Source organism: Chryseobacterium pennae (assembly GCF_003385515.1).
Taxonomy (GTDB): domain Bacteria; phylum Bacteroidota; class Bacteroidia; order Flavobacteriales; family Weeksellaceae; genus Chryseobacterium; species Chryseobacterium pennae.
Genome location: NZ_QNVT01000008.1, coordinates 184136 through 207113, shown reverse-complemented (window position 1 = coordinate 207113; position 22978 = coordinate 184136). Strand labels below are relative to the sequence as shown.

The window sequence follows — 22978 nt, the reverse complement described above, 5'->3', positions numbered from 1 at the left end:
AAGGTTAATACATTCTAATTTGAAAGCAACGCTAAATTTTTCTTTTCTATACATAAAAAAATGCCCCTAAAAAGTGTCTAACTTTTTGGGGGCAGTCCATAATCCGGGATTTTAATCTTTTATACTGAGATCTATTTTATCTCTACGGGAACTGATATTTTATCCCAATCCATTGTGAATCCATTACTGTTTACTTTATACACTAAAGTTTCCTGTGTTGCCGGTAAAGCTTTTGTCTTTACATCCACACGTAAAGCATCTTTAGATTCTTCGTATTTATAGGCTCCCCATTGTTTTGGTTCCTTGTTAAAAATCGCAGTCCAGGTTCCGCTTTCCTTAGGGATTAAGAAAAAGCTATATTTACCTGCAGGAAGCGTTTTACCCTGAACGGTAATATTTTTATCCGTTTCAAAAGTAGTGGCTTCATTGGCACCTGCACGCCAAACTTTATTATAGGATTCTAAACCGCCCCAGATGGTACGTCCTTTAACAGAAGGACTGCTATAGGCTATTGTAATGGTTGCATCTTTAATTTTTCCCGTAGCTGTAGCAGGAGGGCTGGCAGGTTTTTTAGCTTCCTGTGCAAAGGCATTTACTGAAATTGTCATTGCAGCAAAAATCATGGTAGCAGATTTGATCATTGTTTTCATACTATTTTTATTTGTTTGTTCTTGTTATTGTCCGTTTACGAAATTACATCTTTCGGCTTATAAAACAATAAACCGATTGCTGAAAATATAATTACTGCCGCTGCCCCAATTACGTTAAGCCAAAGGAACGAAACGATATCAAACTGATAAACGGCAATAACCGTAATTTCTGATAATATGGCAGCAATAAATACATTGGAGCCGGTGATTTTTTTATAATAAAATGCAACAAGAAAAATCCCCAATATCGGGCCGTAGAAAAGAGATCCCAATACATTAACCGCTTCAATAAGGGAACCCATCTGCGTGGCAAACATAGCAACACCGATTGAGAAAATACCCCAGGCTAAAGTATGCAGACGGCTATACTTCAATTCGGTGGCATCATCAGGAATTTCTTTTTTAAATATCAAATGAACATCTTTTAATGAGCAGGCGGCAAGGGAATTCAGCGCTGCAGAAATGGAACCCCAGCTGGCCAGAAAAATGACGGCAAACAGTAAACCGATCATCCCTACAGGCAAAGTATTTTTTACGAAATACAGGAAAATGTAATTGGTATCCGTTTTCTCAGCATTATAGTTTGAATGATTGATCGCTTCCTCTACCCTTCCATGAAGTGCTTTTACCTCGGTCTGTGTATTTTTAAAATCCTGAATTGTTTTATTGAGTTGGGGAGAATGACTTTCCTTCAACTTTAGAATTTCTTTCGATTCTGCATTAAATTTTATTTGTAAATCCTGATGCTCCTTTTCAAAAACGGCAGCCTGTTCAGGTTTTGTTTCCTTTAAATATTGATAAGAGCGTTCATTAAAATAAATCGGAGCCGGTTTTAGAGAAAAGAAAGCAAAAAGCAAAGCCCCGATCAGGAGAATCGCAAACTGCATCGGAATTTTAACCAATCCGTTCAGCAGCAACCCCATTTTTGCATTGGTATTGTCTTTTGCTGTAATATACCTCCCCACCTGACTCTGGTCCGTACCGAAGTAAGACAATGCCAGAAAAAAACCGCCAATCAGCCCGCTCCAGATATTGTATTTATCTTTCCAATCGAATTCTGTGGTGATGACATTGAGCTTTCCGGATTTCCCAGCCAGGTAAAGCGCATCATTAAAACCAATTCCATTCGGCATATTCTGAATAAGCAGATACCCTGCAAAAGCCATGGTTCCCAGAATAATGAGAAACTGTAATTTTTGGGTGTGAGCAATCGCTTTTGCACCGCCAACATAAGTGTAAATCAACAGAATACCACCTGTCAAGACATTGGTTAAGTAAATATTCCAGTTTAAAACGCTTGATAAGATGATACTCGGAGCGTAAATACTGATTCCTGTTGATAAGCCTCTGGAAAAAAGAAAAAGCAGTGAAGTAAGCACCCTTGTTTTTTTATCAAAACGGTTTTCCAAATATTCGTAAGCGGTGTAAACATTTAGGCGCTGAAAAATCGGGATGAAAGTGATGCAGATCACAATCATTGCCAAAGGCAAACCAAAGTAATACTGCACGAAACGCATGCCGTCTGTATACGCCTGGCCCGGTGCTGAAAGAAACGTAATGGCACTTGCCTGTGTAGCCATAATACCAATAAGCACAATATACCAGGGCATTTTATTATCTGCTTTCAGATAGGATTCGTTACTTTTTTGACCCCGACCGATGAATACACCGTAAACCACCACTGCAACAAGTGTAAAAATGAGAACTGTCCAATCTATATTACTCATGCCCAGAATTTAGTAAACCAATAATAAAATGCGATCTGAGATACTAATGCAAGGGCTAATAGTATGTACCAGATATTCCAATTTTTAAGTTGCTTGTTCATCAGTTTTTTTGTGCAGATAAAAAGTTTAAAAATAAACGGGCCGCCCCAACATTTCCTGCAGGCAGCTGTCTGAAAAATGCCAACGGGGTATAAATAAAATTACCCTTTCCGTATTTGGCATATAAAGTTGATCCCTGCAGAGGTTCTTCATCCGTATCGTGCATTTCAAAAAGAGGTTCATACACTGCATCCCATTGAGCAGGGAAATAAGCACCACGTTCCTGTACCCAGCCTTTAAAATCATCTGCAGTAATTTTGTTCGGAAAGTTCAGTAATTTATGATTTGGATTTAACAGCTTAACTGCAGCATTTTCTTCGGTAACGCGCTTATTGGCAATGCTGAAATTGTACATTCCCAATTGGTCAACAGTTGTATCCTGATTGGTGTTGTACTGCATCACCAAATTACCGCCAGCTTTTGCATAAGACCATAAAAAAGGCATCCAGCGACCCAGCTTTTTCTCTGTATTATTGGCACGAACACCAAGTACGATGGCATCATATTGCGATAGTTTGTTTTGGCTACCGTTTTCTATGTTACCATAAAAATCTTCGTCTTTCAGGACCTCTACCTGAATACCTGCAATGCGTAGGAACTCAGGAATGAAATCACCAGCACCTTCTATATATCCCACTTTTTTAACCTTCGCCTGAATATCACCTTTCATTACGGTTACCGTGGCAGGTGTAAAATATTGTAAGGAAGGTAAATGCGGGTACTGAATTAATAGTTGTTTCTTATTATAAGTGACTCCATCTGCAACAAAATTAGCATCCAATTGCAAACGAGATGAATGAATTGCAGCAAGCTTAGCTTTTGGAATAACGTAATCAATCGTGGTATCTTTTCCATTGAGCGAACTTACATCAACGCCTCCTAATCGCTCTCCGCTATACATCAGGTTTAGAATACCCTTACTGTACGGTTTGTTAGAATTAACCTTAACATTTAAACTCAAATGTAAATCTTCATTTTCTTTGACCAGATAAAGGGGTTGTGTAAATTTCAGTTCCAATGCAGGAACAATTCGCAAAGCTTCGACTACATCACCACGTACCGGGTCTAATTTCTTGAAAGATAAAGGAAGGTTAACCTGAAAATTTTCTGTACCTATTTTTAAACCAAGCAAAACATTCAGTGGTGATTCTGCCTCAGGCAAACCGACTAAAGTATCATTCTGAACAGAGAAAGTTGCAGCGTTTGTAGCTGGTTTTGCTAACCAGTAAGGTTCTGTAAGTGCTGCATCAGCAGGAATCTGAATGTCATGCTGAATAGTAATTAAAGAATCTTTTGACAGTTTTTTATTGAAGCTTTCTGACTGTCCTAACCATTTTACATTTTCTAAAACAACAGGATTTGCAGCTCTTGAAACCAAATTTAATCTGAAATTATAATGATCTCCGGCAACAGCTTCAGCCTGATTGGTAACCACTTCCCCCATAAATCCGGCGCAACTTAAAATGATTTGGTCAAGAGATTTAAGTTTATCCTTTTTTAGGTCTGCATCTTTTAGTACCATGACCTTTTTTCGCAATGCAAGCAAAGCAGGCAAGCTAAGGTCCGGATTATTGAAATTGAAAGTAGAAATAATTGTATCTAAGGATTCGTCAATATCAGCATTTCCCTGTGAAGTCCAGGTTTTCGTTACTCCGTCAAAAAGTGTTGTTTTTGCTGGTTCGCCAATAACATGGGAAAAATATTCAGTTCTGATGCCGGCTACAGACTGTGTTCCTGCTCCCTGGCTTTTATGTAAACTTCTGCTTAATCCTGCCAGTTCACCATAGCCCATTCCCAATTGTGCATCATACTGCCCAACCGTAATTTTCAGTTGATTTTCAGCTGTTGTATTGACCGTACCAAAGCGGAAAGTATTCCACAATACGCGTTTTGGCTGCCATACATTCACATATTTTAATTGATCCGGGAATGCATTTTTATCGCCTGCCAGCTTAAAAGCTTTTTCTGCCACCACTGCCGAAGCCGCATGCTGTCCGTGGCCTGCCGCCGCATTAGGAGGAAAACGACAAATGATAACATCAGGACGGAATGTACGGATTACCCAAACTACATCCGCTGTAATACTGTCTGCATCCCATTGTTTAAAAGTATCAGTAGTATTTTTAGAAAATCCGAAATCAATGGCCCGGGTAAAAAACTGTTGGGCACCGTCTAACTTTCTTGCCTCTAAAAGCTCATGCGTTCTGATTAAACCCAATGCAGCACCTTGCTCTGTACCTAATAAATTCTGACCACCATCTCCTCTTGTTAAAGACAGATAACCCGTTTCTACATTTTGATCGTTGATTAACCAGGAGAGTAATCCTGTATTTTCATCATCAGGATGAGCTGCAAGGTATAAAACCTTAGGCAGGTGTTTAAGTGTTTTGAGTTCACGGTAAATTTCAGATGATTTGGAAGGCCGCACCTGCTGGGCCGAACAAAAAACCGTATAAAAGCCAAGGATAAATACAGTGCTTACTTTTTTGAACATTTAATTTTACTTTGCAGGGCAAATATAAGTAAATCATCTTTCTTTCAATAGTAAAAGAATTAAACTGGAAATTTCATAAAAAAACTGTTTAATTTTTATTAACCACAAAAGGCACAAAAGTTTTAGACACTTTAGTTTATTTTAAGTAACATACTTAATGCATAGTAAGTACACATAAGTCTTGAAAATCTTTGATTTTCTTCTAAAAAAAACTTAGGCGTTTAAAATAAAAACATGTATAATTTCCCCAAACTACGGAGCATAAAATTACACATAAACATCTGTGCTAATCTGTATCATCTGTGGTAAAAATTCAACCACAAAGGAGGCACATTTTGTTAGACACTTAAGTTTATTTTAGTGATTAGCTAAATGTTTGAGAAGAGCACTTAAGTTTTAAAAATCAAAGATTTTTTTTAAAATGTACATACTTATTCTCAATCATCTGTGGTAATCTGCGGAAAAATATTAGATACAGGCTTCGTGTACGAATTACAGTTTCAAAGAAAATAAAAACTACTTATTTTTTCTAGTTATATTCCGTGTAAGATAAATATAATTAAACATGCAAAATGTGGCTATCGCTCCAAAGGTATGCCACAAAAAGTGTGTTCCAAAACTCAACCATTCCCATTTGTCAATGATGCGGGAAGTGAGTGCGAAAACAAACGACAATAAAGCAAAGCCTACCCATTTACCAGAATTCCATTCGGTATAAATCAGATAACTCAATACCGAGAAAAGTACAAATGAAGCCATGATTGCATAATTTACGTTGATAAAGAGAGAAGGATTATCTGCCAAAATCCAATTTCTCAACCCCAACATAAGGACCAGATATACAAGAATCATTACAATAGCATAGTACCATTTGAGGCTCTTCGCCAAAAAATAAAATCCGGCAGAAAAGCACAATATCATAATGGGCATCCAATCCATCATAATAAATACCGGCCATTGTCTGAATGCATGATAAATGGTTCCCCCTATGGCACCAATATATAACAAAACCAGACAGTAGGTTAAAAAAGGATATTCTTTAAAATTGCCTTTCATTTTAAGGGTCCAAAAAATGGCTATGGCTAAAAATAATACAGCAGTGATTGCATTTAGCGGCTCAGGAAAAAAATGAGCCATCTCTGTTTCTTTATAGAGCATACCTCCGTCCGGAGGTAATTGATTTATTGGCATTGTCCTTTTTATATGGGTTCATAGAAAGGCTGTAGAACGCAAAATGCAGACACAAACCATTTTTTTCTAAATATAGAAAAAATTATGACATTATATAGCTGAATATGTTCCATCATATTTTATAAAATTGTTAATTCAAAGCACATTAAATTATACAAAGCTGCGTCTGCAAGAAAATAATCTGATACTCTTTCTTATCACAAAACCTTCTTTCATGCAAGATTAGGTATAACTACTGATAGACAAGATTTTTTTAAATAATAATTTTACAGTGAGAATGAAATCGAAAAAAATATTTGATTTCAATCTCATAACTATAATCATAAATCTATTAGTACATGAAAAAATTCTTGCGAAAAAACGCGTGGGATCAGGAAGGAACGTTTAATAATCCCGATTTATACTGGTACGCAAAAGCAGTTGCTGAAATGCAGTCCAGGAAATTGGATGACCCAACGAGCTGGTGGTTTTTTGCTGCCATTCACGGTGAAAATTTTGCCGGGGATCCTGATGGTATTGACTGGAATACTATTAAAGCTCCGCCAAAGGTACCTACAAGCCCTTTTCCGTCTAAAGATATAAAAGATAAGTATTGGAATCAATGTCAGCACCAAACCTGGTATTTTTCCCCATGGCATCGTGGCTATCTTATGGCTTTGGAAATTCAGATCAGAGCAATAGTGATAGAACTTAATGGGCCTGATGACTGGGCTTTACCGTATTGGAACTATTTTGGTGGAGAAAAAGAAAATAAAATACCTCCGGCATTTACTCGGCCGTTTTTAGACCGCGATACTCCTAACCCTCTTTTTGTTACAGAAAGACACGGTCCTGATAATGACGGAAATATTTACATCAAATTATTTAAGGACGGCAAGCCAAGAGTTACACAAAATTGTGAACTTAAGACAGTATACACCGGTAATCAAAATTGTTTCGGCGGGCCTGAAACTGATTTTTCACATTATGGAACGATATTTCCTGAAGAAAGTTTAGAAACCAATCCTCACAATTTTGTTCATAATGACGTAGGAGGAGTTGTTAAAGGAAATGAAGGTCTTATGTCTGATCCTAACGCTGCAGCACTGGATCCTATCTTTTATCTTCATCACTGTAATATTGACAGAATGTGGGCATCGTGGAATGCCAAGGGAAACAAGAATCCATCAGAGAAAAAATGGCTGGGAGGCCCGAAGGAAATTGGAGAACGTGAGTTTGTAATGCCTTTACCTGATGGAAAAGAATGGACGTATACCCCCAATGATGTAACCAATCTTGATCTTTTGGATTACAGCTATGATGATCTTAAAACAAAAGTAGAACCTGCCGCTGCCGATACTACTTCTGAAAGATTGAGAAAACTAGGAATTCCGGTTTCGGATGATGCTCAACTAACTGAATCTACTATGGATAATAATGAAAAACCAACAGAATTAGTCGCTGCCAACCAAGGTTCTTTTGAAATTAAGAATGCAGTAACCAAAACTACCGTTAATTTTTCTGATAAAGGGTTAAAGAAAGTGTCTACAAGCCTTTTAAGAGCTTCTGCAGATGAAATTCCTGACCGTATTTATTTGGTTCTTGAGAATGTGAAGGGAAATATCAATGCCAATACGCTTGAAGTTTCCGTAAACAATCAGCATATAGGATTTATCTCGCTTTTTGGACTTCGCAATGCATCACTGGACGATTCTCACGGAGGAGGTAACGGACTTAGCTTTTCTTTAGATATTACCAATATCATTGATGAACTGCATCTTGAGAATGATCTTGAGAATCTAAAATCCTTAGATGTTGCCATTACTCCTGATAACGAAATCTTATCTGATGTGAAAATTACAGTAGGAAGAATAAGTGTTTACAGAGAAAAACAATAGCAATGAAAAGATCAAATGCTAATCGGAACCTTATAAGTTACAGTGTATGGAGTTTCAGCATTATCTGTTGGTTTATCCTGCTTTTCAATCCCGGCAATTTGCTTACAGCAGCACATTGTCAGATGAATTTATGTAACAGAAGCAGCGCTTCATTAAAAATGATCCTCAAAATAAATCCTTTCTCTGAAATGATGACGGGATGGATATTGATGGTATTGGCCATGATGCTTCCCAAGCTGATTATTCCTATACAGATCATCATTAATCAAAGTTTTAAAAGTATGAGTTTTTTATTGGTCATTCTTTTTATAACAGGATATGTTTTGATGTGGGCTGTAACTGGGTTTTTATTAAACATTTTCATCATTTTTGTGAGTATTCAGATGCCTGGATCTTTTATTCTTGCAGTTATTTTTGGGATCATCACCTTAATCTGGCAATTTTCTCCCATTAAGCAAAAATGTCTAAACAGGGGACATTATCATCCTGTTTTGGCAGCCTGGGGTTCTAAAGCTTATAAGGATGCTTTTTCATTTGGGATTACTCACGGTTTCTGGTGCGTTGGCGCAGGCTGGGCATTAATGCTTCTCCCGATGTTATTACCGCAGGGACATCATTTGGCGATGCTGATCGCCACTTTTATTATGCTGAGCGAACATATGGAACATCCGCAAGCTCCACGTTGGCGCATAGATTTGAGGTTGAAATTACTGAGAATCATAATCCCTGAAAATCCTATCGGACGTTGATCTGCTGTTAAAAAAAGATTAGATTACCATATCCAAATAGCGCCATTTTTTATAGAGAGGCGCTATTTTTTGTATTCATATAATTTTCAATCAGGTGATCTTTAATTCAATTTACTTATTAAATTTGCTTAACTAATGATTAATTTGCATTAATGGATCTACAACAGCTCAAATATTTTCTGGCATTGGCCAAAGAACTTCATTTCTGGAATACGTCTGCGAAAATGAATATTACACAGTCTGCTTTGAGCCGGAACATTCAGTCTTTAGAAAGTGAACTGGGTGTTCAGCTGTTTTACCGTGATAAGCGAAATGTGAAACTTACCCCGGCAGGCCAATTTTTACAGGAAAAATGGAGCGAAGAACTTAGTCAAATGGAGGCTTTTCATCAGCTGGCCCGGCAAATTCATTTAGGCGAACATGGAACAATAAGAATTGCACATCCTGATTCTATTTCTTCTTCAGTTTTACCCGATTTTGTGAAAAAGGTTTCGGCGGCTTTTCCCCATCTTAATCTGGAATTGTTTCAGCTGACCAATGAAATTCAGGAGGATTATCTTAAAAATTATAAGATAGATCTCGCATTTTCCCGTGATATCAATACCTATTCAGGAATTAATGAAAAGAAATTATACCAGGAAAATCTTTCTTTAGTGGTTCGTGAAAATCATCATTTTAAAACCTTATCTGATATTTCTGAAGAAACACTGAAAGATCAGAAATTCCTTTTAACTACAGGAGATGACGGCAGCAGTTACAATTTGTTAATTCAGCAGGTTCTCAATTTTTACAACATCAATCTCGATTCTTATATTCGTTGTGAGTTTGGATCTACCATTATTTCATTAATTAAAAACGGATTAGGCATTTCGATTCTGCCGCATTCTTATCATCTTCACCAAAATACCGGAATCCGTTTTATCCCTCTTCCCTTTGTTACCGATTTGTACATCCAATGGCGGAAAGACGACCCTAACCCGATTCTTAAAAATATTCTGGAATTAGTTTAAAACCATTTCTATATGCGGAATACCGTCTTCATCGTAAGGACTTCCTACCTCTTTAAAGCCTAGAGCATTGTAAAATTTCAGCAGGTACAATTGGGCACTGATCCGGATTTTGGATTCCTTAAGAATATCCTGACAGCCTTTGATGGAATGTTCCATCAGCCGTTTTCCCAATCCCAATCCTCTATAATCTAACCCAATCACAACACGGCCAATTGAAGCGTCTTCATAGGTAAGACCATGTGGAACAATTCGGGTATATCCCGCCAGATTTCCATCTACTAAACACATCAGGTGGTGGCATTTTAAATCTTTATCATCAATATCCTGGTATACACAATTCTGTTCTATAATAAATATTTCGCTTCTTAATTTTAATATGTTGTAAAGTTCGAGGGTGGATAATTCTTCGAATGATTTTATAAAAAATTCAATTTTCATTGTGTTGCTTTTTAAATCCAGTTTCATCATAATATCGGTCTGCTCTTCATTTCCGAGTCTGAAAATATGTTTATCAAACTCTTTAAATCCATTTTTTCTGTAAAAGTTAATAGCCCTCAAATTGTTTTCCCAAACGCCCAGCCAAACGTAATCTGCATTTTTTTCTGTGGCAATGGCAATCGCTTTGTCATAAAGGGCCTGTCCTACTTTCTTTCCGTGAAAGTCTTTAGAAACATAGATCCTTTCAATTTCAAGCGCATGACCTCCTTTCATTTCAGTCTGTGATGAGCCGGTGTTGAGTTTTAAATATCCAATGACTTTATGATCCAGTTTGGCAAAGTAGAATTCGGAGTTTCTGTCGTTGAGTTCAGTAAGAAGCTTTTCTGTTGCAAAACTTGTTTCAAGATATTGCGCCATGCTTTCTTCTGTATTATCCGCAGAGAATGTTTCGGAGAACGTTTTTTTACTGATCTCCTGTAGTTCTGCTATATCGTTTTCTGTAATTTTTGTTATCATCATTTCCATATTCTATACTGTCCATTGGACGTTTAACCAATCTCTTTATTGCCGCAAAATTAACCAGTAGAATAATGCAGAAAAATGCTATTTTTTAATTATTTGATCTGATTTTTGCATTAAAAGAATGAACGCAAAGTTCATTAATCATTCCGCTTTATTGTAAGGAGGCAAAGAACAGAATCAACAAAGTTGATTCGATGAAGCAGACGTTTTAGCTGTATTCTTCATCGGCGGCGAAGTTGCAATGCTTTGCTCACTTATCATCAACAGTTTCAAAAATGAAAACTTTGCGTCAGAGAAACACATCATTTGTACAATCTCAGACCCTATTTAAATTGGATACTTAAAAAAGTGTTTACAACTGAGAATTCTATCAAGAAAATTCAACTGGAATATTTTAAGTCCCGGACAATTTACCAAATTCATTGGTAACCATTTATGTTTAACAATAATACATTTGGTGATAATTTTCAGGACATTAGAACCGATTTAAATAAAATAATAAATACAAATATCTGTACATATATAAAAATAATCTTATTTCAGAGAAAAATAGAATTTTACAAAATTTGACATAAACAGCTTTAATCAAACATAAAATACTGAAATTAAAACCATTACAAAACCATTTAAAATCTACACATTCTAATATAATATTACGTATTAATTAATTTTATTCAACTATAAAGGTTTTTTTTTATTTTTTCATTAAAAAAAAGTTATATTTGACTTACCCAAAATAACACCCAACATGAAAACAAAATTTACACAATTCAGTGCTATTCTTATCTCTGGATTCGCATTTGCCCAAGTAGGTTTCAATACTAATGTACCCAAAACAACAGTGGATGTATCTGCTAAAAGAGATGGTTCAGGAGTGATTACGGATAACACACAAACATTCGGATTGCAGGCTCCGAGGCTTACAAGAGCTGAGCTTACTGTAAATACAGCTACCTATAACAGCAATCAGCAAGGAGCATTAATTTACATTACAGATGTAACTGGTGGTGATGCTACAGGACAACGTATCAATGTTACTGCTATGGGCTATTATTATTTTGACGGAACAGTATGGCAAAGACTTACACAGGCTACAAATACCAGCACTCCAGTGATTTCAGCATTACAATGTAATACAGCCTACTTAAATCCTTCTACCTATACTGCCGGTACTCCTTTCAACGGAAACCTGAGAGTTACCTATACCCAGGGAAACGGAGGTTCATATAATTCAGGTGCTCCTTTTACAGTGAATGGATTAACCTTCCAGCTAAGACCCGGAACTTTAGAGTTTGGTGACGGCGAATTGGTATTCTCAGTGACCGGAACTCCTACCACTGGTAATAATATGACTCTTCCTCTAAACAGCACTGCAATTCCTTTCTTAACAGCAGGACAAAACTGTACTGCTACCGTGGGAAATACCAGCCGTGCAGACATTTCAGATCTTGCTGCGATGGGATATTCAACCCTCACAACCGATTCCAACGGGAAACAAGCCTATACTTTTCCTTTAACTACCCCAGATGGTAAGTATTCGATCAGGGTAATATTTGATACCACAAGTGGTACAACCGCTGCAATTCCTAATGTACAATTGTATAATAATACAGGTTCTACCGTTAATCTATATTGGAATTATAATACCGAATATGGTGGTTATATTGGCGCAGCGGTAACAACCAACAATATTACTTCAGGAGTATGGGGTGGTATGGGAGATGCAACAGCTACGTGGTTTCCTCAAGGCACTGGGGCAGTAGGAAGCGCTTATTGGGGGAATGTAGGGATTATAGATGGAGCCAGTGGCGGACCTGAACATAGAAGATATACCTGGATAGACAGTAATGCTTCTTCAAAAACCGCTTATACCGCAACCATTATGGCAGGAGCCCCTACTTCAGGCAGTGCCCAGCCCAACCTTTCTAAAATATACATCAAGATTGAGCAAGTAAGAGCGCAATAATATAATACCTCTAAAATAGAATGCCCCTGAAAAAAGGGGCTTTTTTTATGTATCTACGATGTTTACGATAGATGTAAATCATATTTGAAATTATTTGATAAACGCAAAGTATATGAGTAATTCTGCTTTATTGTAAGGAGCGACTTTTTCCCTAATGAAGCAATATGCTTATCCACACGCTTCAACGAATCAACAAAGTTGATTCTATCCTTGGCTCCCTGAAAATAGGCATAATGAAGCTAAAACTTTGCGTCTAAAAAAATACTTCATCAATACATTAATCATCTGAACCAATAATGTATACACAACCCTCTTATCCTTCATTGATGTTAGTTATTTTCTTTTCTCTCCTTCTTTGAATGATAAGGTGTGCGGCATCCAGCATTTTAACCGTATGAATGTAGGGCATCACGATATTCCTTTCCGGTAGATTTTCATAGACGCCCATGGAAAAATAGACGATTCCGGACATAAAATAATCAAATTCTCTGAGGGTGTATGCTCTGAATGCTTTTTTGAAAACCAGCAGCGGATTTCTGTATTCCTTCTCCGAAAGCAGACCAAGAACCCACGGGGAAATCTTCTCCGGTTGGGTATCTACAGTCCATTTTCTTTCCTTCAGCATCATGAGATACCCTGCCCGGATCAACGACCTCATCGATTGATGAAACTGGAAGATCACTTCCGGATCTTCATGAATCCAGCTATTTCTCTTTACCGCATAGTTCACTAAGTTGCTGAGCATTTCTTTGGAATCATCCAGCTCATTGAAATGGAAGAAAGTTTCCATCAGCTGTAACCCGGAGTGCTTGTTATCTGCCCGAAACCGGGTATCGAAATGTGTTTTTATCTTTTTCATGAGTTTGTATTTTTTTATAAAAGTAATAAAACAAATCCAATTACGGTCGATCGACCGTAATTTTTTATTATTTAATTATTTCATTTGTTCTATGACAGATATAAACGAAAAAATTTGTTTATACATTACAAAAAAATGGTTGATACCTTGGCTTCAAGAAGGCAAGTCACAAAATTCTTTTGCCAAAAATCATGGTGTAGAAGAAAGTACCATTAGAAAAATTAAAAGTGAAGAAACATACAGAATACCCGTTGAAACACTTTTTAAAATATGTGAAGCAAGAAAAATTAGTTTATCTGATTTCTTTAAACTTATAAATGAATAATCCTGACGAAAGTTGGGATTTTTTTTGTGACGAAATTTTGAAGATTATTTTTTTTAATACTTAAATAAAAATTCCGGTAAAATACTGAGTAGAAAATTTAAGCTATTTTTTATATTTATCGTTTACGGGAATCCATAACATGCATTGCAACAAATATATTATTTTTAATAAAATTTAAACAATTATTAAATTAACAGCATAATGACTGAAAATCAACTTTTAAAAGAATTAATTAGTCTAGAAGAACAATTAGTGACCTTGAAAATTCAAAGAGATTTAAATTATACAGATAATTTACTTCAAACTGAACAAGAAATTTCAAATGTAGAAAATGAAATATTAGAAACTAAAGAACATTTAATTCGATGCAGCAATAAAAAAGACAGTGAGCAAGCAAAGTTTTTAATAATTGAACAATTTCAAAAATATATTGATGAAATAAATAAAAAACCTGATTATCTAAACCTAAGCAGAAGCCAAGGCATGACAAAGAATATTGTATTTGGGCTAATATGTAAAGATATTTATTATCTTGTACAGGACAGAGCCTACGGAATACATATTCCAGCATATCTGATATATACTAGTGACACTGCTGACAGTGTTAACAAACGGGATCTTGTTGATTTTTTATTGTCAGAAATTAGAGTTGTAAGGTCTATTAATGATCCTGATTATGTAAAACTTCGTCAGTACTTTCAGGAATTCAAAGAAAGGATTTTGAACAAATTTAATTAATATGATAACTATTCATGAACAAGGGAAAGGTAAGGGAATTGGACATTCTCTTGACTCCTTCTATACGAGGTTTATACAAATTTGTGAAGAATCAAAAAAAAATAACATCCGTAAAATTTTTGCTTTTTTGCTGTATGATTATAATGATAAGAATATTAAAAAATTATTAAGAGATAAAGGAGCTTTTGTCAGACTTGACAGACTGACTGGAAAAAACTTAGATGTTTTCTATCTAGAACACAGCGACAAAAATATCTTTAAAAGTTTTAATGAAATATTTCTAGAACCATTTGATATACAAGAGAAGATAAAATTTCCTGTAATAATATTTTTCGATGTCTTTAGCACTGAAATAGAAAATATAAATTTTGTAGAATTTGACCAATCTAACTTCACTACAGTTTTTAATGATATTTATAAAATTTTTGAAGAAAAAATTAATAGTGAAGCAGAACTTTATAACCAGAAACCAAAACTCACTAAAGGGATAAAAATTTTATCTGGTATAGGAGAAAAAATACTTTTAAGTTTTGTTACTGATAAAATAAAAAAATATCTATTTGAATAAAACATTTCTAAAATGACAACTTCAGAAAAATATGTTTCAGAATTATGTGAAAAATCATTTTTACCATTTTGGAGTTATCCAAATCCTATTGGAAAAAATAATAAAGAATTGTGTGATATCTTAATTGTATGTGGAGATATAATTATTATCATATCAGTTAAAGATATTAAAATGTCTAATCATTTTGATGATGATGTAAATTATGAAAGATGGGTGAGAAAAGCTATTGATGATTCCGTTAAACAAATATATGGAGCAGAAAAATATATTCAGAGTTCAGACGAAATTACTTTGAAAGATTACTCTACTAAAATTCCTCTGTCTCCAAAAGATAATAGAAAAATTTATAGAGTTGCAATAGCGTTTCGGGGAAATCCAAACTTTCCTTTACCAATGGGTGATTTTGGAAAAGGATTTGTTTCTGTTTTTGATGAAAAATCAACAACTATAATTTTAAATGAATTAGATACAATTATAGATTTTACAAAATATCTTGAATCAAAAGAATCTTTACATAAAAAAGCAACAATTATTACGTCTCATGAGTCTGACTTTTTAGCATTCTATTTAAAAACAGGACTAAACCTTAATAATTTTTCTGATTTAATCATTCTTGATGATGATTTATGGGAGTCGTATGAAGCAAGTGATGAGTATAATTCCTGGAAAGATGAAAGAGCAGTAAGTTATATTTGGGATATTTTTATTCAACTTTTGTTTAAAGATAATTTTAAAGATAGAATAAATCATAAAAAATTCTTAGAATTTGAAGAGGCCGTAAGAATTATCAATTTAGAAGATCGGATTTCAAGAATTCTTTTAGGAATTAGTTTAGAAAACGCAGCTAAAGAAAAAGTTCAGGCTCGTATGCTCCAGCCACGTTTAGATAAAGATTATACATATGTCTTTATGCCACTATCCGATAAAAACTGGGAATTCAAAAAAGAAGAATTACTTTTACGATGTGATGTTGCAAGATACTTAAATCCACAAATTCAAAAAGTTATAGGAGTTGCTGTTGGAAAAATATTAATCGATAATAGAGAAGCTCCTATATTTGACATTTGCTACATTGATATTCCAGAAATAACAAAAGACTTTGAAGCTCATGTAAAAAAAGTGCAAAAAGAATTTGGATATTTTGTAAATCCAAAAGTCTCAGAAATGTAAAAAAACTTAGCTGCCGAAGTCACCTGATTTTGGAGATAGTTTAGAAGAGATAATCTTATTTACTAACTCAAAATCGGAAAGCTTTGCACAACAGTAATATTCTTCCAAGCGAAATCATTTTCTGAATCATTTTATTTATAAATTTGTAATAATAGCCAATTATCAATGTTCAAAATATGAAGCTTTTCAATGTTATAAATTCTCAACAAAATTACAGGAAGATTAAGATTCAAAGGGATATTTTAAAAACAAATCCAAATTGGGAAAAACATTTCAACGAGATAGAGCTAATAGATTATCAAGGTGTGAAAATCAATATTTACTTTCATACTTTAATAGATTTTTTTAAAATTTTCAAAAATCTAGAATTTAATTATTACCTAATAGAAAAAGAAAAAAATCAACTTTTAACACCAGAGAAATATATTGAAAGGCATTATTTTGATGACATTAAAATTTTAGAGACCATTCTTTTTTCAAAGAATAGTCAAGAAGAGCATAACGGGCAACTTAGCCGAGATGTAGAAATATCCAATTTCCCAAAATATTTTGAAACTATAGCAGGTGATTTAATTTATACTTTTGATAAAATACAAGAAAAAGTTATTGATTATGTTTTCATAATAAACGAAAGAGATTTCTATCATTACAATAAAAAAGATTATTTTAATAGTTTATACAAATTTTTGAAAAAGGATGTTTATCTATTGTTTAATCAATTAGAAAAAAACCATCTCGCAGTTGTAGAACGACAATTAAATGAAGATAATCTTATATCTCAAAATAAATTTTCAGATTTTATAAATGAAGTAGAAGTTTTTAAAGCTGATACATTTTCAGGTTTCGAAATAAACATAGGAAAAAATGGAAATCACGATTACAATTATTTCTTGGATTATATAAACTCTACTGGAAATAAATTTGACAACAATAATTTAATCAAATATGTAATAGTTTCTTATTTTACTGAAGATGACGTAATTAAATATCTCCAAAATAGTTTTAAAAATTTTAAGGAAAAATATATTTATGCAACCATACATAATTATTTTGAAAAAAATGACCACTTCAAATTTTTAGCCAGTAGAATAAAAGAAATTGATTATTATATACTGGGAAATAATCTACACCAAGATCTTAATTTTTTTAGGTCTAAAGATAAATTTGATAATTATGGTACCTATAAAAATCATTTAGTATACTATTACAATAAAATTTTTTATTTTTTTGATTTAAAATATTTTGATTCAGATAATATTGATATGCACTTTAAACACATGAACAGAATATTTGATAGAGACAGGGAAAAACTTTTACGACACCACACTACTGGTTATAAAGGAGATGGTTTAGAAAAGAGAATTACCTCAGAAATAGAGTCTCAATCATCAAAATCTACTAACAATGATAAAATTGCAGATCCACAAAAAATAAAAATCAAAGGAAGTTTACAATCAATTGGTTTTCTGTTTTCAGAATTAATCGAAAAAGGATTCATTGAAGCTCCGAAAAGAAATGGTAAAGATAACACCAGCGCCATATCTCGGATGATTTTAGACCATTTTGAATTTATAGATAAAGAAGAGCAACCAAAGCCAGAAGATATACGCAAAACTCTTTTTACAGAAAATAAACTTTCAATCGAAAAACAAAATCAATTCAGAATTCCTCAAAGTAAAATCATCAATACAGATTAAACAATTAACAATCTAGCTTACAACTAATTATTCCATTTTTTGGATAAACTGGATAATAGATTGGATAACATTTATACTCGACAATAATTAATCTTTGCACTATTAATCTAACAAATATTGCAAATGAGTACAATTAAAACTATTGAAAAAAGTCAGACAAAATTTAATGTAAAAGTCTTAATAAATTCTCATCAAGAATACCAAAGCAACACTATTTTAAAAGCAACTTCTGAAATACAAATCATAGCAGCTTTTTACTTAGTTTTCAAAATGTTTCGAAGAATCAAAATGAATTTTGATATCAATTTGAGAATTTCTGGAAGGAAGAAAAACTAAAGTCGTAATAAAATTGAAGAAGCTGGATTGGGAAAATATTTGATCTTACTTAATATTAATGTTTAATTGTGTTTCAAACAATACGGTTTTCCGTAATGTATAGATTTTAAATTACTCTAAATTTAGTGTGTTAAATAAATTTATAATGGAAACAGTTAAAGCAATTAAGCCCGGTCCAAAACCTGACAAATCTGATGGAACTCCAGACAGAAGAAGAAGAGTAACCCCTGAAACAAAACCAAAACATCCGGATCTAAAACCTCACAAACACAAACCTGGAGATTCTAAATAATCTTTGGCTTGTTACAATGTCTTTAAAAATCTCAGCAGTGCTGAGATTTTTAAATTACAAAGAACCATAGGCTTAGCAATAATTTCATGATAGCTATCAGAGAAATATTGAAATCAAGTAACAAAGTCAAAAAATTACCCCCGCTCTCCGAAGTCTCCCGCTCTCCGAAGTCTCCTGACTTTGGAGCAAGCTTAAAGAAAATGGCCTTATTTCATCAGCTAAAATCAGGAGACTTTTCATAGCAGAAAACAAAAATAAACCAGCTTTCGTTGGGATTTTTTAAGTAAAGAATATCTAATCCTATATTCTTTTAGATTTTACATTATTTTTTCACCAGCTCTACTCTACGGTTTTGCACCTTTCTTTATTCAGAACTCAAATAAGGTCTGCAGGCTTCGCTTTTAACAATAAACTTTTGCATTCGGTGGTTTGGAAGAGCTCCAGTCCTTCCTGCCACCATTTCGTCATCTCCTCTTTATCAAATATAAATGAATGGGTGGTGAGTATCCTGTTGATAAAAAAGAAATTGATGTGTACATTGGTGGTTGCCGCTTCCAACTGTGAAATAATAAGATCGTCACTGGCAATCTGATTCAGCATGAAATCTGTGGTACGGGCAAAAACATCCAATACATTCTGGAGAGGTGGATTATTGTATGACGTTTTTTCCAGCCGCAATACAATGGTATCTATGGATGATGCTCCTTTTTCTAGGGCGTACTGTAAAGGGATAAGGTTTCCAAAGCCTCCGTCAGCATATTCATTTCCGTTCTTCCGGCATAAGCTCATCAAAGGAACCATATTGGATGAAGCCCAGATCCAGTCGCAGAAATCCTCATAACTGTGTTCATTAGAAGACTTATACTCTATTTGCTGCGTTGTAAGGTTGGCTACTGTCACTACAATTTCTTTTTTCAGCTCTTTTATTTTTTCAAAATCCCGCTTTGTAAAGCTATTGCGGATAAGATTTCTGAGGTTGGTACTGTCTCCTAATGTCTTTTGTTTTTTTATAAACTGCCTGATAATCCCCAGATGGTTGATCCCTATTTTTACTTTACCGTTCTTCTTCGTTATTTTAAACGGACAAACCGTAAAAATATCGGACTGCTCGATGGTGGTATACAACTTTTTAATTCTTTGGATATCTCCAAGAGCCAGAAAGGGAATCAGAAGACTTCCGGTTGAAGTCCCTACAAAGAGTTCATAGTCGTTTTTATTATGTTCTATAAGATGTTCAGCTACCCCGCCTGCAAAAGCCCCTTTGCTCCCTCCTCCTGAAATGACCAATGCTTTCATAATTGATTAAAAATTAACGTAGTACTAATGTAATAATAAATCAAATATGTGAGTCATAATACATTCAAACCACTACAGGATTGAACACGCCAAAGCATACATTCGCCTGACTATTCCATGGATGGAAATTAAATCTTCTGTCATATTGCCAATACTGAAAAAATTATGATTATCGCTTTCAATATCTAAATTATCAAAAAAGCATTCATAATCTCTTTTTTATAACAATTCTAAATACCACATGAATCAAATTTTTACGTAGAAATACGTAATCGAAATCACTGTCAAATGAATAATTTTGGATTAATAAAACTCATAACCATGGATATCACTAAAAACAAATTATGGCTTCTTACAATTGCATGAGTAAGAACAAAACATGCTACTATTTTATTTTTTCCAATTGTATTGAGTCTTCTTTAATCAATAAAAAACTGACTTTTTAACACCAAATTTTATTCAATGATTATCAACACCAAAATCCTCAACGTCGATGATTACTACTACGGTGTATTCATGACAATTTCAGCCCCGCTAACGGGATTTACCGAAAATGAATTACAATCTACAGGTTTAGCCGAAATTTATTACAAGCATATTCTTGGTAAGATTGAAAAAGCCACTTTCATCGAGTTTTTGAATATTTCTAAAAACGCTATTGAAAGTTCCCAAACTCCGGATCAACTGTCTGCTGCAATTTCTACTCAAATTCTATCTAACCCCTCCACTAAAAAAATTGCACAAGACGTGATCACCCTCTGGTACCTGGGAACCTGGGAAGGTGCTTATGTAAACGATCTCTCTTACAAAGAAGGATTGGTATGGAACATCATGCAGGCTCACCCGCCAGGAGCGAAACAGCCGGGCTTTAAATCTTGGAGTATTAAACCTGTAAACAGCAACTCATGAATCAGACAGAAAAACCACAGCCAAAAAAAGACGTAATCATTGTAGGAACGGGAATCGCCGGATCTTTAATTGCCAAACTTTTAACAGATCACGTTTTTGATACGGATGCAAAAAAAATGATCCACCGTTCCGAAATGAACGACTCAAAAGCCTATAAAGAGTTATCTATTTTAATGTATGAGGCAGGATTGGAAGCCGGACTTGAATTAGACTCCGCATCTTCAATGGTCAATTACAACGATTACATCCGTAAATATTATATGGAAGGTGCAAAAGTTCCCAATTCACCGTATCCGGATCTTAAGCAGGCTCCTTCTCCCAATGTTTTGGATATGCAGAAGATCATTCCCCCATTCCCTGAAAAAAAAGGATATTTGGTACAGTTTGGTCCGATGCCTTTTGCAAGTGATGCCATCCGGGTTGGAGGCGGAACTACCCTTCACTGGCTGGGAACAACACCAAGAATGCTTCCCAATGATTTTAAATTAAAGGAAAAATACAACAAAGCAATGGATTGGCCAATCGACTATAAGACCCTGAAGCCCTATTATGAGATGGCAGAATTTGAAATTGGGGTTTCAGGAAGCGTTGCTGCCCAAAAATATCCTATTGAAGAAAGTAGAGAAGAATATTATGGTAAAGATTATGTTTTTCCAATGGATGAAATCCCTCAAAGTTATATGGATCAGCAAATTATCAAAGGACTGGAAGGAACTTCTGTTCAGTTAGATTCCGGAAGCATTCCACTGACGCTGGTTCCTTCACCACAAGGAAGAAATTCTACACCCAACGCGGCTTATGGAACAGCAAAATTAATTAAAGCAAATCATTCAGAATCAGGGTATAAATTATCCTTAAACAACATAGAAAATGAAGAATATAAGGCTCTGGGCGCAGTCTGGAATCCTTATCAGGGAGAACGTTGTGAAGGAAATGCTTCATGTGTTCCAATTTGTCCGGTTCAGGCAAAATACAACGCTTTAAAAACATTGAAAAAAGCACTGTATAAAGTCAATAAAAACAAAAATCTCCAAAGAAATCCTTACATTCAGGTTCAGGCACAGAGTGTGGTTTACAAAGTAAGTGTAGATCAGCACAATCAGGATAGAATCTCAAAAGTTCATTTAAGAAGATATATTTCTAAGGAAAAAACAGATTTTGTTGAAGAGGTTATTGACACCGGCAATTCTATTGTAATTCTTGCTGCCAATGCCTTTGAAAATCCTAAAATCCTTTTAAATTCAAAATATACCGCTATGAAGGACGGACAGCCCATTGAAAAAACGGTTGCCAACAATAGCGATCAGGTGGGAAGAAATCTGATGGACCACATGGTAATGCTCACTTGGGGACTATTTCCTAAACCCGTATATCCTTACAGAGGTCCAGGTTCTACCACCAATATTTCGTCTTTCCGTGACGGGAAATTTAGAAGCGAATTTTCCGCGTGGATTTCTCCTCTTGACAATTGGGGATGGAGCTGGCCTACTTTCTCTCCCGGATCTGATCTTTCAAAATGTCTGAAAGGAGGACTTTTTGGTAAAGAACTAAAAGAAGCTTTGGCTAAAGATCTTTCGAGGCAGGTTTTATTCCATTTTGAAATTGAACAGTTACCTAATCCAGACAACAGAGTAACCATTAACAATGAATATTTAGATGTCCTGGGAATTCCACGCCCTGTTATTCACTATGAATTAACAGATTACGAAAAAAGAGCGATGGAACAGGCAAAACTGGCTTCAAACCAAATGTTTAAAAAACTTGGAATTGAAGATCGTACGGAATACAGTGCAAAAGATAACAATACTTTCATGTATAAAGATGTCAGATATTCCTATAACGGAGCAGGTCACATCGTGGGAACTCACAGAATGGGTCACAATGCCTCAGATTCTGTAACGGATAGCTACTGCAAAGCCTGGGATCATCCAAACTTATACATTGTAGGGGCAGGAAATATGACCACTCTGGGAACTTCGAACCCAACTTTAACTTTATCAGCATTCACGATTCGCTCAGTAGAATCCATTTTGAAAGATTTGGAAACAATTTTAAAATAAAAAGA

General features: G+C 34.7%; 19 protein-coding genes. 12 read left to right on the top strand and 7 right to left on the bottom strand.

The genetic code is table 11. The features are described from left to right. Positions 1–131: 131 nt before the first annotated feature. The 4 genes from DRF65_RS10810 to DRF65_RS10795 all read right to left on the bottom strand — a co-directional run bounded on the left by DRF65_RS10810 (position 132) and on the right by DRF65_RS10795 (position 6161). Positions 132–650: a DUF2911 domain-containing protein gene (locus DRF65_RS10810; RefSeq protein ID WP_115970764.1), complete on the bottom strand. Its 519-nt coding sequence runs from the start codon at positions 648–650 to the stop codon at positions 132–134. A 35-nt stretch (positions 651–685) separates the two neighbouring features. Beyond that, positions 686–2377: a sodium:solute symporter gene (locus tag DRF65_RS10805; protein WP_115970763.1), complete on the bottom strand. Its 1692-nt coding sequence runs from the start codon at positions 2375–2377 to the stop codon at positions 686–688. A 100-nt stretch (positions 2378–2477) separates the two neighbouring features. Beyond that, the gene (locus tag DRF65_RS10800) at positions 2478–4970 is read right to left on the bottom strand and encodes a PIG-L family deacetylase (protein WP_115970762.1); all 2493 of its coding nucleotides are present in this window, start codon (positions 4968–4970) and stop codon (positions 2478–2480) included. Positions 4971–5486: 516 nt separating this feature from the next. After that, positions 5487–6161 (bottom strand): hypothetical protein, encoded by a 675-nt coding sequence (locus tag DRF65_RS10795; RefSeq protein ID WP_115970761.1) that lies wholly within the window; start codon positions 6159–6161, stop codon positions 5487–5489. 338 nt (positions 6162–6499) lie between these two features. Between DRF65_RS10795 and DRF65_RS10790 the strand changes: the two genes are divergently transcribed. The 3 genes from DRF65_RS10790 (at position 6500) to DRF65_RS10780 (ending at position 9797) form a co-directional block, all read left to right on the top strand. Beyond that, positions 6500–8038 carry a tyrosinase family protein gene (locus DRF65_RS10790; RefSeq protein ID WP_115970760.1) on the top strand — a complete coding sequence of 513 codons (1539 nt, stop codon included), beginning with the start codon at positions 6500–6502 and terminating at the stop codon, positions 8036–8038. A 2-nt stretch (positions 8039–8040) separates the two neighbouring features. Next, positions 8041–8787, top strand: a complete 747-nt coding sequence (locus tag DRF65_RS10785) for a copper chaperone (protein WP_115970759.1) — start codon at positions 8041–8043, stop codon at positions 8785–8787. A 152-nt stretch (positions 8788–8939) separates the two neighbouring features. Beyond that, a complete protein-coding gene (locus tag DRF65_RS10780) occupies positions 8940–9797 on the top strand; it encodes a LysR family transcriptional regulator (protein ID WP_115970758.1) in 858 nt (285 codons plus the stop codon). On the opposite strand, the gene DRF65_RS29145 is transcribed toward DRF65_RS10780, so the two are convergent. Further along, a complete protein-coding gene (locus DRF65_RS29145) occupies positions 9789–10754 on the bottom strand; it encodes a GNAT family N-acetyltransferase (protein WP_317126185.1) in 966 nt (321 codons plus the stop codon). The genes DRF65_RS10780 and DRF65_RS29145 overlap by 9 nt on opposite strands. 751 nt (positions 10755–11505) lie before the next feature. Between DRF65_RS29145 and DRF65_RS10770 the strand changes: the two genes are divergently transcribed. Continuing rightward, positions 11506–12723: a hypothetical protein gene (locus DRF65_RS10770; RefSeq protein ID WP_115970756.1), complete on the top strand. Its 1218-nt coding sequence runs from the start codon at positions 11506–11508 to the stop codon at positions 12721–12723. 313 nt (positions 12724–13036) lie between these two features. Here the strand turns inward: DRF65_RS10770 and DRF65_RS10765 are convergent, their stop codons facing one another. Next, positions 13037–13582 (bottom strand): hypothetical protein, encoded by a 546-nt coding sequence (locus tag DRF65_RS10765; RefSeq protein WP_115970755.1) that lies wholly within the window; start codon positions 13580–13582, stop codon positions 13037–13039. A gap of 91 nt (positions 13583–13673) precedes the next feature. Between DRF65_RS10765 and DRF65_RS10760 the strand changes: the two genes are divergently transcribed. The 6 genes from DRF65_RS10760 to DRF65_RS28430 all read left to right on the top strand — a co-directional run bounded on the left by DRF65_RS10760 (position 13674) and on the right by DRF65_RS28430 (position 18708). Then, positions 13674–13907 carry a helix-turn-helix domain-containing protein gene (locus DRF65_RS10760; RefSeq protein ID WP_047486272.1) on the top strand — a complete coding sequence of 78 codons (234 nt, stop codon included), beginning with the start codon at positions 13674–13676 and terminating at the stop codon, positions 13905–13907. A gap of 201 nt (positions 13908–14108) precedes the next feature. Then, positions 14109–14645, top strand: a complete 537-nt coding sequence (locus tag DRF65_RS10755; RefSeq protein WP_115970754.1) for a hypothetical protein — start codon at positions 14109–14111, stop codon at positions 14643–14645. 1 nt (position 14646) lies between these two features. Continuing rightward, the gene (locus DRF65_RS10750; RefSeq protein WP_115970753.1) at positions 14647–15213 is read left to right on the top strand and encodes a hypothetical protein; all 567 of its coding nucleotides are present in this window, start codon (positions 14647–14649) and stop codon (positions 15211–15213) included. A gap of 12 nt (positions 15214–15225) precedes the next feature. After that, positions 15226–16383 (top strand): hypothetical protein, encoded by a 1158-nt coding sequence (locus DRF65_RS28830; RefSeq protein ID WP_228438629.1) that lies wholly within the window; start codon positions 15226–15228, stop codon positions 16381–16383. A 176-nt stretch (positions 16384–16559) separates the two neighbouring features. Then, positions 16560–18080, top strand: coding sequence for a hypothetical protein (locus DRF65_RS10735; protein ID WP_115970752.1), 1521 nt, complete (start codon positions 16560–16562; stop codon positions 18078–18080). Between the two features lie 481 nt (positions 18081–18561). Then, on the top strand, positions 18562–18708 hold the full coding sequence (locus DRF65_RS28430) for a hypothetical protein (protein WP_165852205.1): 147 nt from the start codon (positions 18562–18564) through the stop codon (positions 18706–18708). Between the two features lie 375 nt (positions 18709–19083). Here the strand turns inward: DRF65_RS28430 and DRF65_RS10725 are convergent, their stop codons facing one another. After that, positions 19084–20004 (bottom strand): patatin-like phospholipase family protein, encoded by a 921-nt coding sequence (locus tag DRF65_RS10725; RefSeq protein ID WP_115970750.1) that lies wholly within the window; start codon positions 20002–20004, stop codon positions 19084–19086. Between the two features lie 462 nt (positions 20005–20466). On the opposite strand from DRF65_RS10725, the gene DRF65_RS10720 reads away from it, so the two are divergent. Then, positions 20467–20913, top strand: coding sequence for a hypothetical protein (locus tag DRF65_RS10720; protein WP_115970749.1), 447 nt, complete (start codon positions 20467–20469; stop codon positions 20911–20913). Next, complete coding sequence (locus DRF65_RS10715) at positions 20910–22973, top strand: GMC oxidoreductase (protein WP_115970748.1); 2064 nt, start codon at positions 20910–20912, stop codon at positions 22971–22973. The genes DRF65_RS10720 and DRF65_RS10715 overlap by 4 nt, the downstream gene beginning before the upstream one ends. Positions 22974–22978: the final 5 nt, after the last annotated feature.

What these genes read in the sequence shown, in the direction of transcription:
- DRF65_RS10760 (WP_047486272.1), top strand. Translation starts at nt 13,674, where the DNA reads ATGACAGATATAAACGAAAAAATTTGTTTATACATTACAAAAAAATGG.
- DRF65_RS10765 (WP_115970755.1), bottom strand. Translation starts at nt 13,582, where the DNA reads ATGAAAAAGATAAAAACACATTTCGATACCCGGTTTCGGGCAGATAAC.
- DRF65_RS10805 (WP_115970763.1), bottom strand. Translation starts at nt 2,377, where the DNA reads ATGAGTAATATAGATTGGACAGTTCTCATTTTTACACTTGTTGCAGTG.
- DRF65_RS10795 (WP_115970761.1), bottom strand. Translation starts at nt 6,161, where the DNA reads ATGCCAATAAATCAATTACCTCCGGACGGAGGTATGCTCTATAAAGAA.
- DRF65_RS10755 (WP_115970754.1), top strand. Translation starts at nt 14,109, where the DNA reads ATGACTGAAAATCAACTTTTAAAAGAATTAATTAGTCTAGAAGAACAA.
- DRF65_RS28430 (WP_165852205.1), top strand. Translation starts at nt 18,562, where the DNA reads ATGGAAACAGTTAAAGCAATTAAGCCCGGTCCAAAACCTGACAAATCT.
- DRF65_RS10750 (WP_115970753.1), top strand. Translation starts at nt 14,647, where the DNA reads ATGATAACTATTCATGAACAAGGGAAAGGTAAGGGAATTGGACATTCT.
- DRF65_RS10790 (WP_115970760.1), top strand. Translation starts at nt 6,500, where the DNA reads ATGAAAAAATTCTTGCGAAAAAACGCGTGGGATCAGGAAGGAACGTTT.
- DRF65_RS10720 (WP_115970749.1), top strand. Translation starts at nt 20,467, where the DNA reads ATGATTATCAACACCAAAATCCTCAACGTCGATGATTACTACTACGGT.
- DRF65_RS10800 (WP_115970762.1), bottom strand. Translation starts at nt 4,970, where the DNA reads ATGTTCAAAAAAGTAAGCACTGTATTTATCCTTGGCTTTTATACGGTT.
- DRF65_RS10770 (WP_115970756.1), top strand. Translation starts at nt 11,506, where the DNA reads ATGAAAACAAAATTTACACAATTCAGTGCTATTCTTATCTCTGGATTC.
- DRF65_RS10785 (WP_115970759.1), top strand. Translation starts at nt 8,041, where the DNA reads ATGAAAAGATCAAATGCTAATCGGAACCTTATAAGTTACAGTGTATGG.
- DRF65_RS10810 (WP_115970764.1), bottom strand. Translation starts at nt 650, where the DNA reads ATGAAAACAATGATCAAATCTGCTACCATGATTTTTGCTGCAATGACA.
- DRF65_RS29145 (WP_317126185.1), bottom strand. Translation starts at nt 10,754, where the DNA reads ATGATGATAACAAAAATTACAGAAAACGATATAGCAGAACTACAGGAG.
- DRF65_RS10715 (WP_115970748.1), top strand. Translation starts at nt 20,910, where the DNA reads ATGAATCAGACAGAAAAACCACAGCCAAAAAAAGACGTAATCATTGTA.
- DRF65_RS10725 (WP_115970750.1), bottom strand. Translation starts at nt 20,004, where the DNA reads ATGAAAGCATTGGTCATTTCAGGAGGAGGGAGCAAAGGGGCTTTTGCA.
- DRF65_RS10780 (WP_115970758.1), top strand. Translation starts at nt 8,940, where the DNA reads ATGGATCTACAACAGCTCAAATATTTTCTGGCATTGGCCAAAGAACTT.
- DRF65_RS28830 (WP_228438629.1), top strand. Translation starts at nt 15,226, where the DNA reads ATGACAACTTCAGAAAAATATGTTTCAGAATTATGTGAAAAATCATTT.
- DRF65_RS10735 (WP_115970752.1), top strand. Translation starts at nt 16,560, where the DNA reads ATGAAGCTTTTCAATGTTATAAATTCTCAACAAAATTACAGGAAGATT.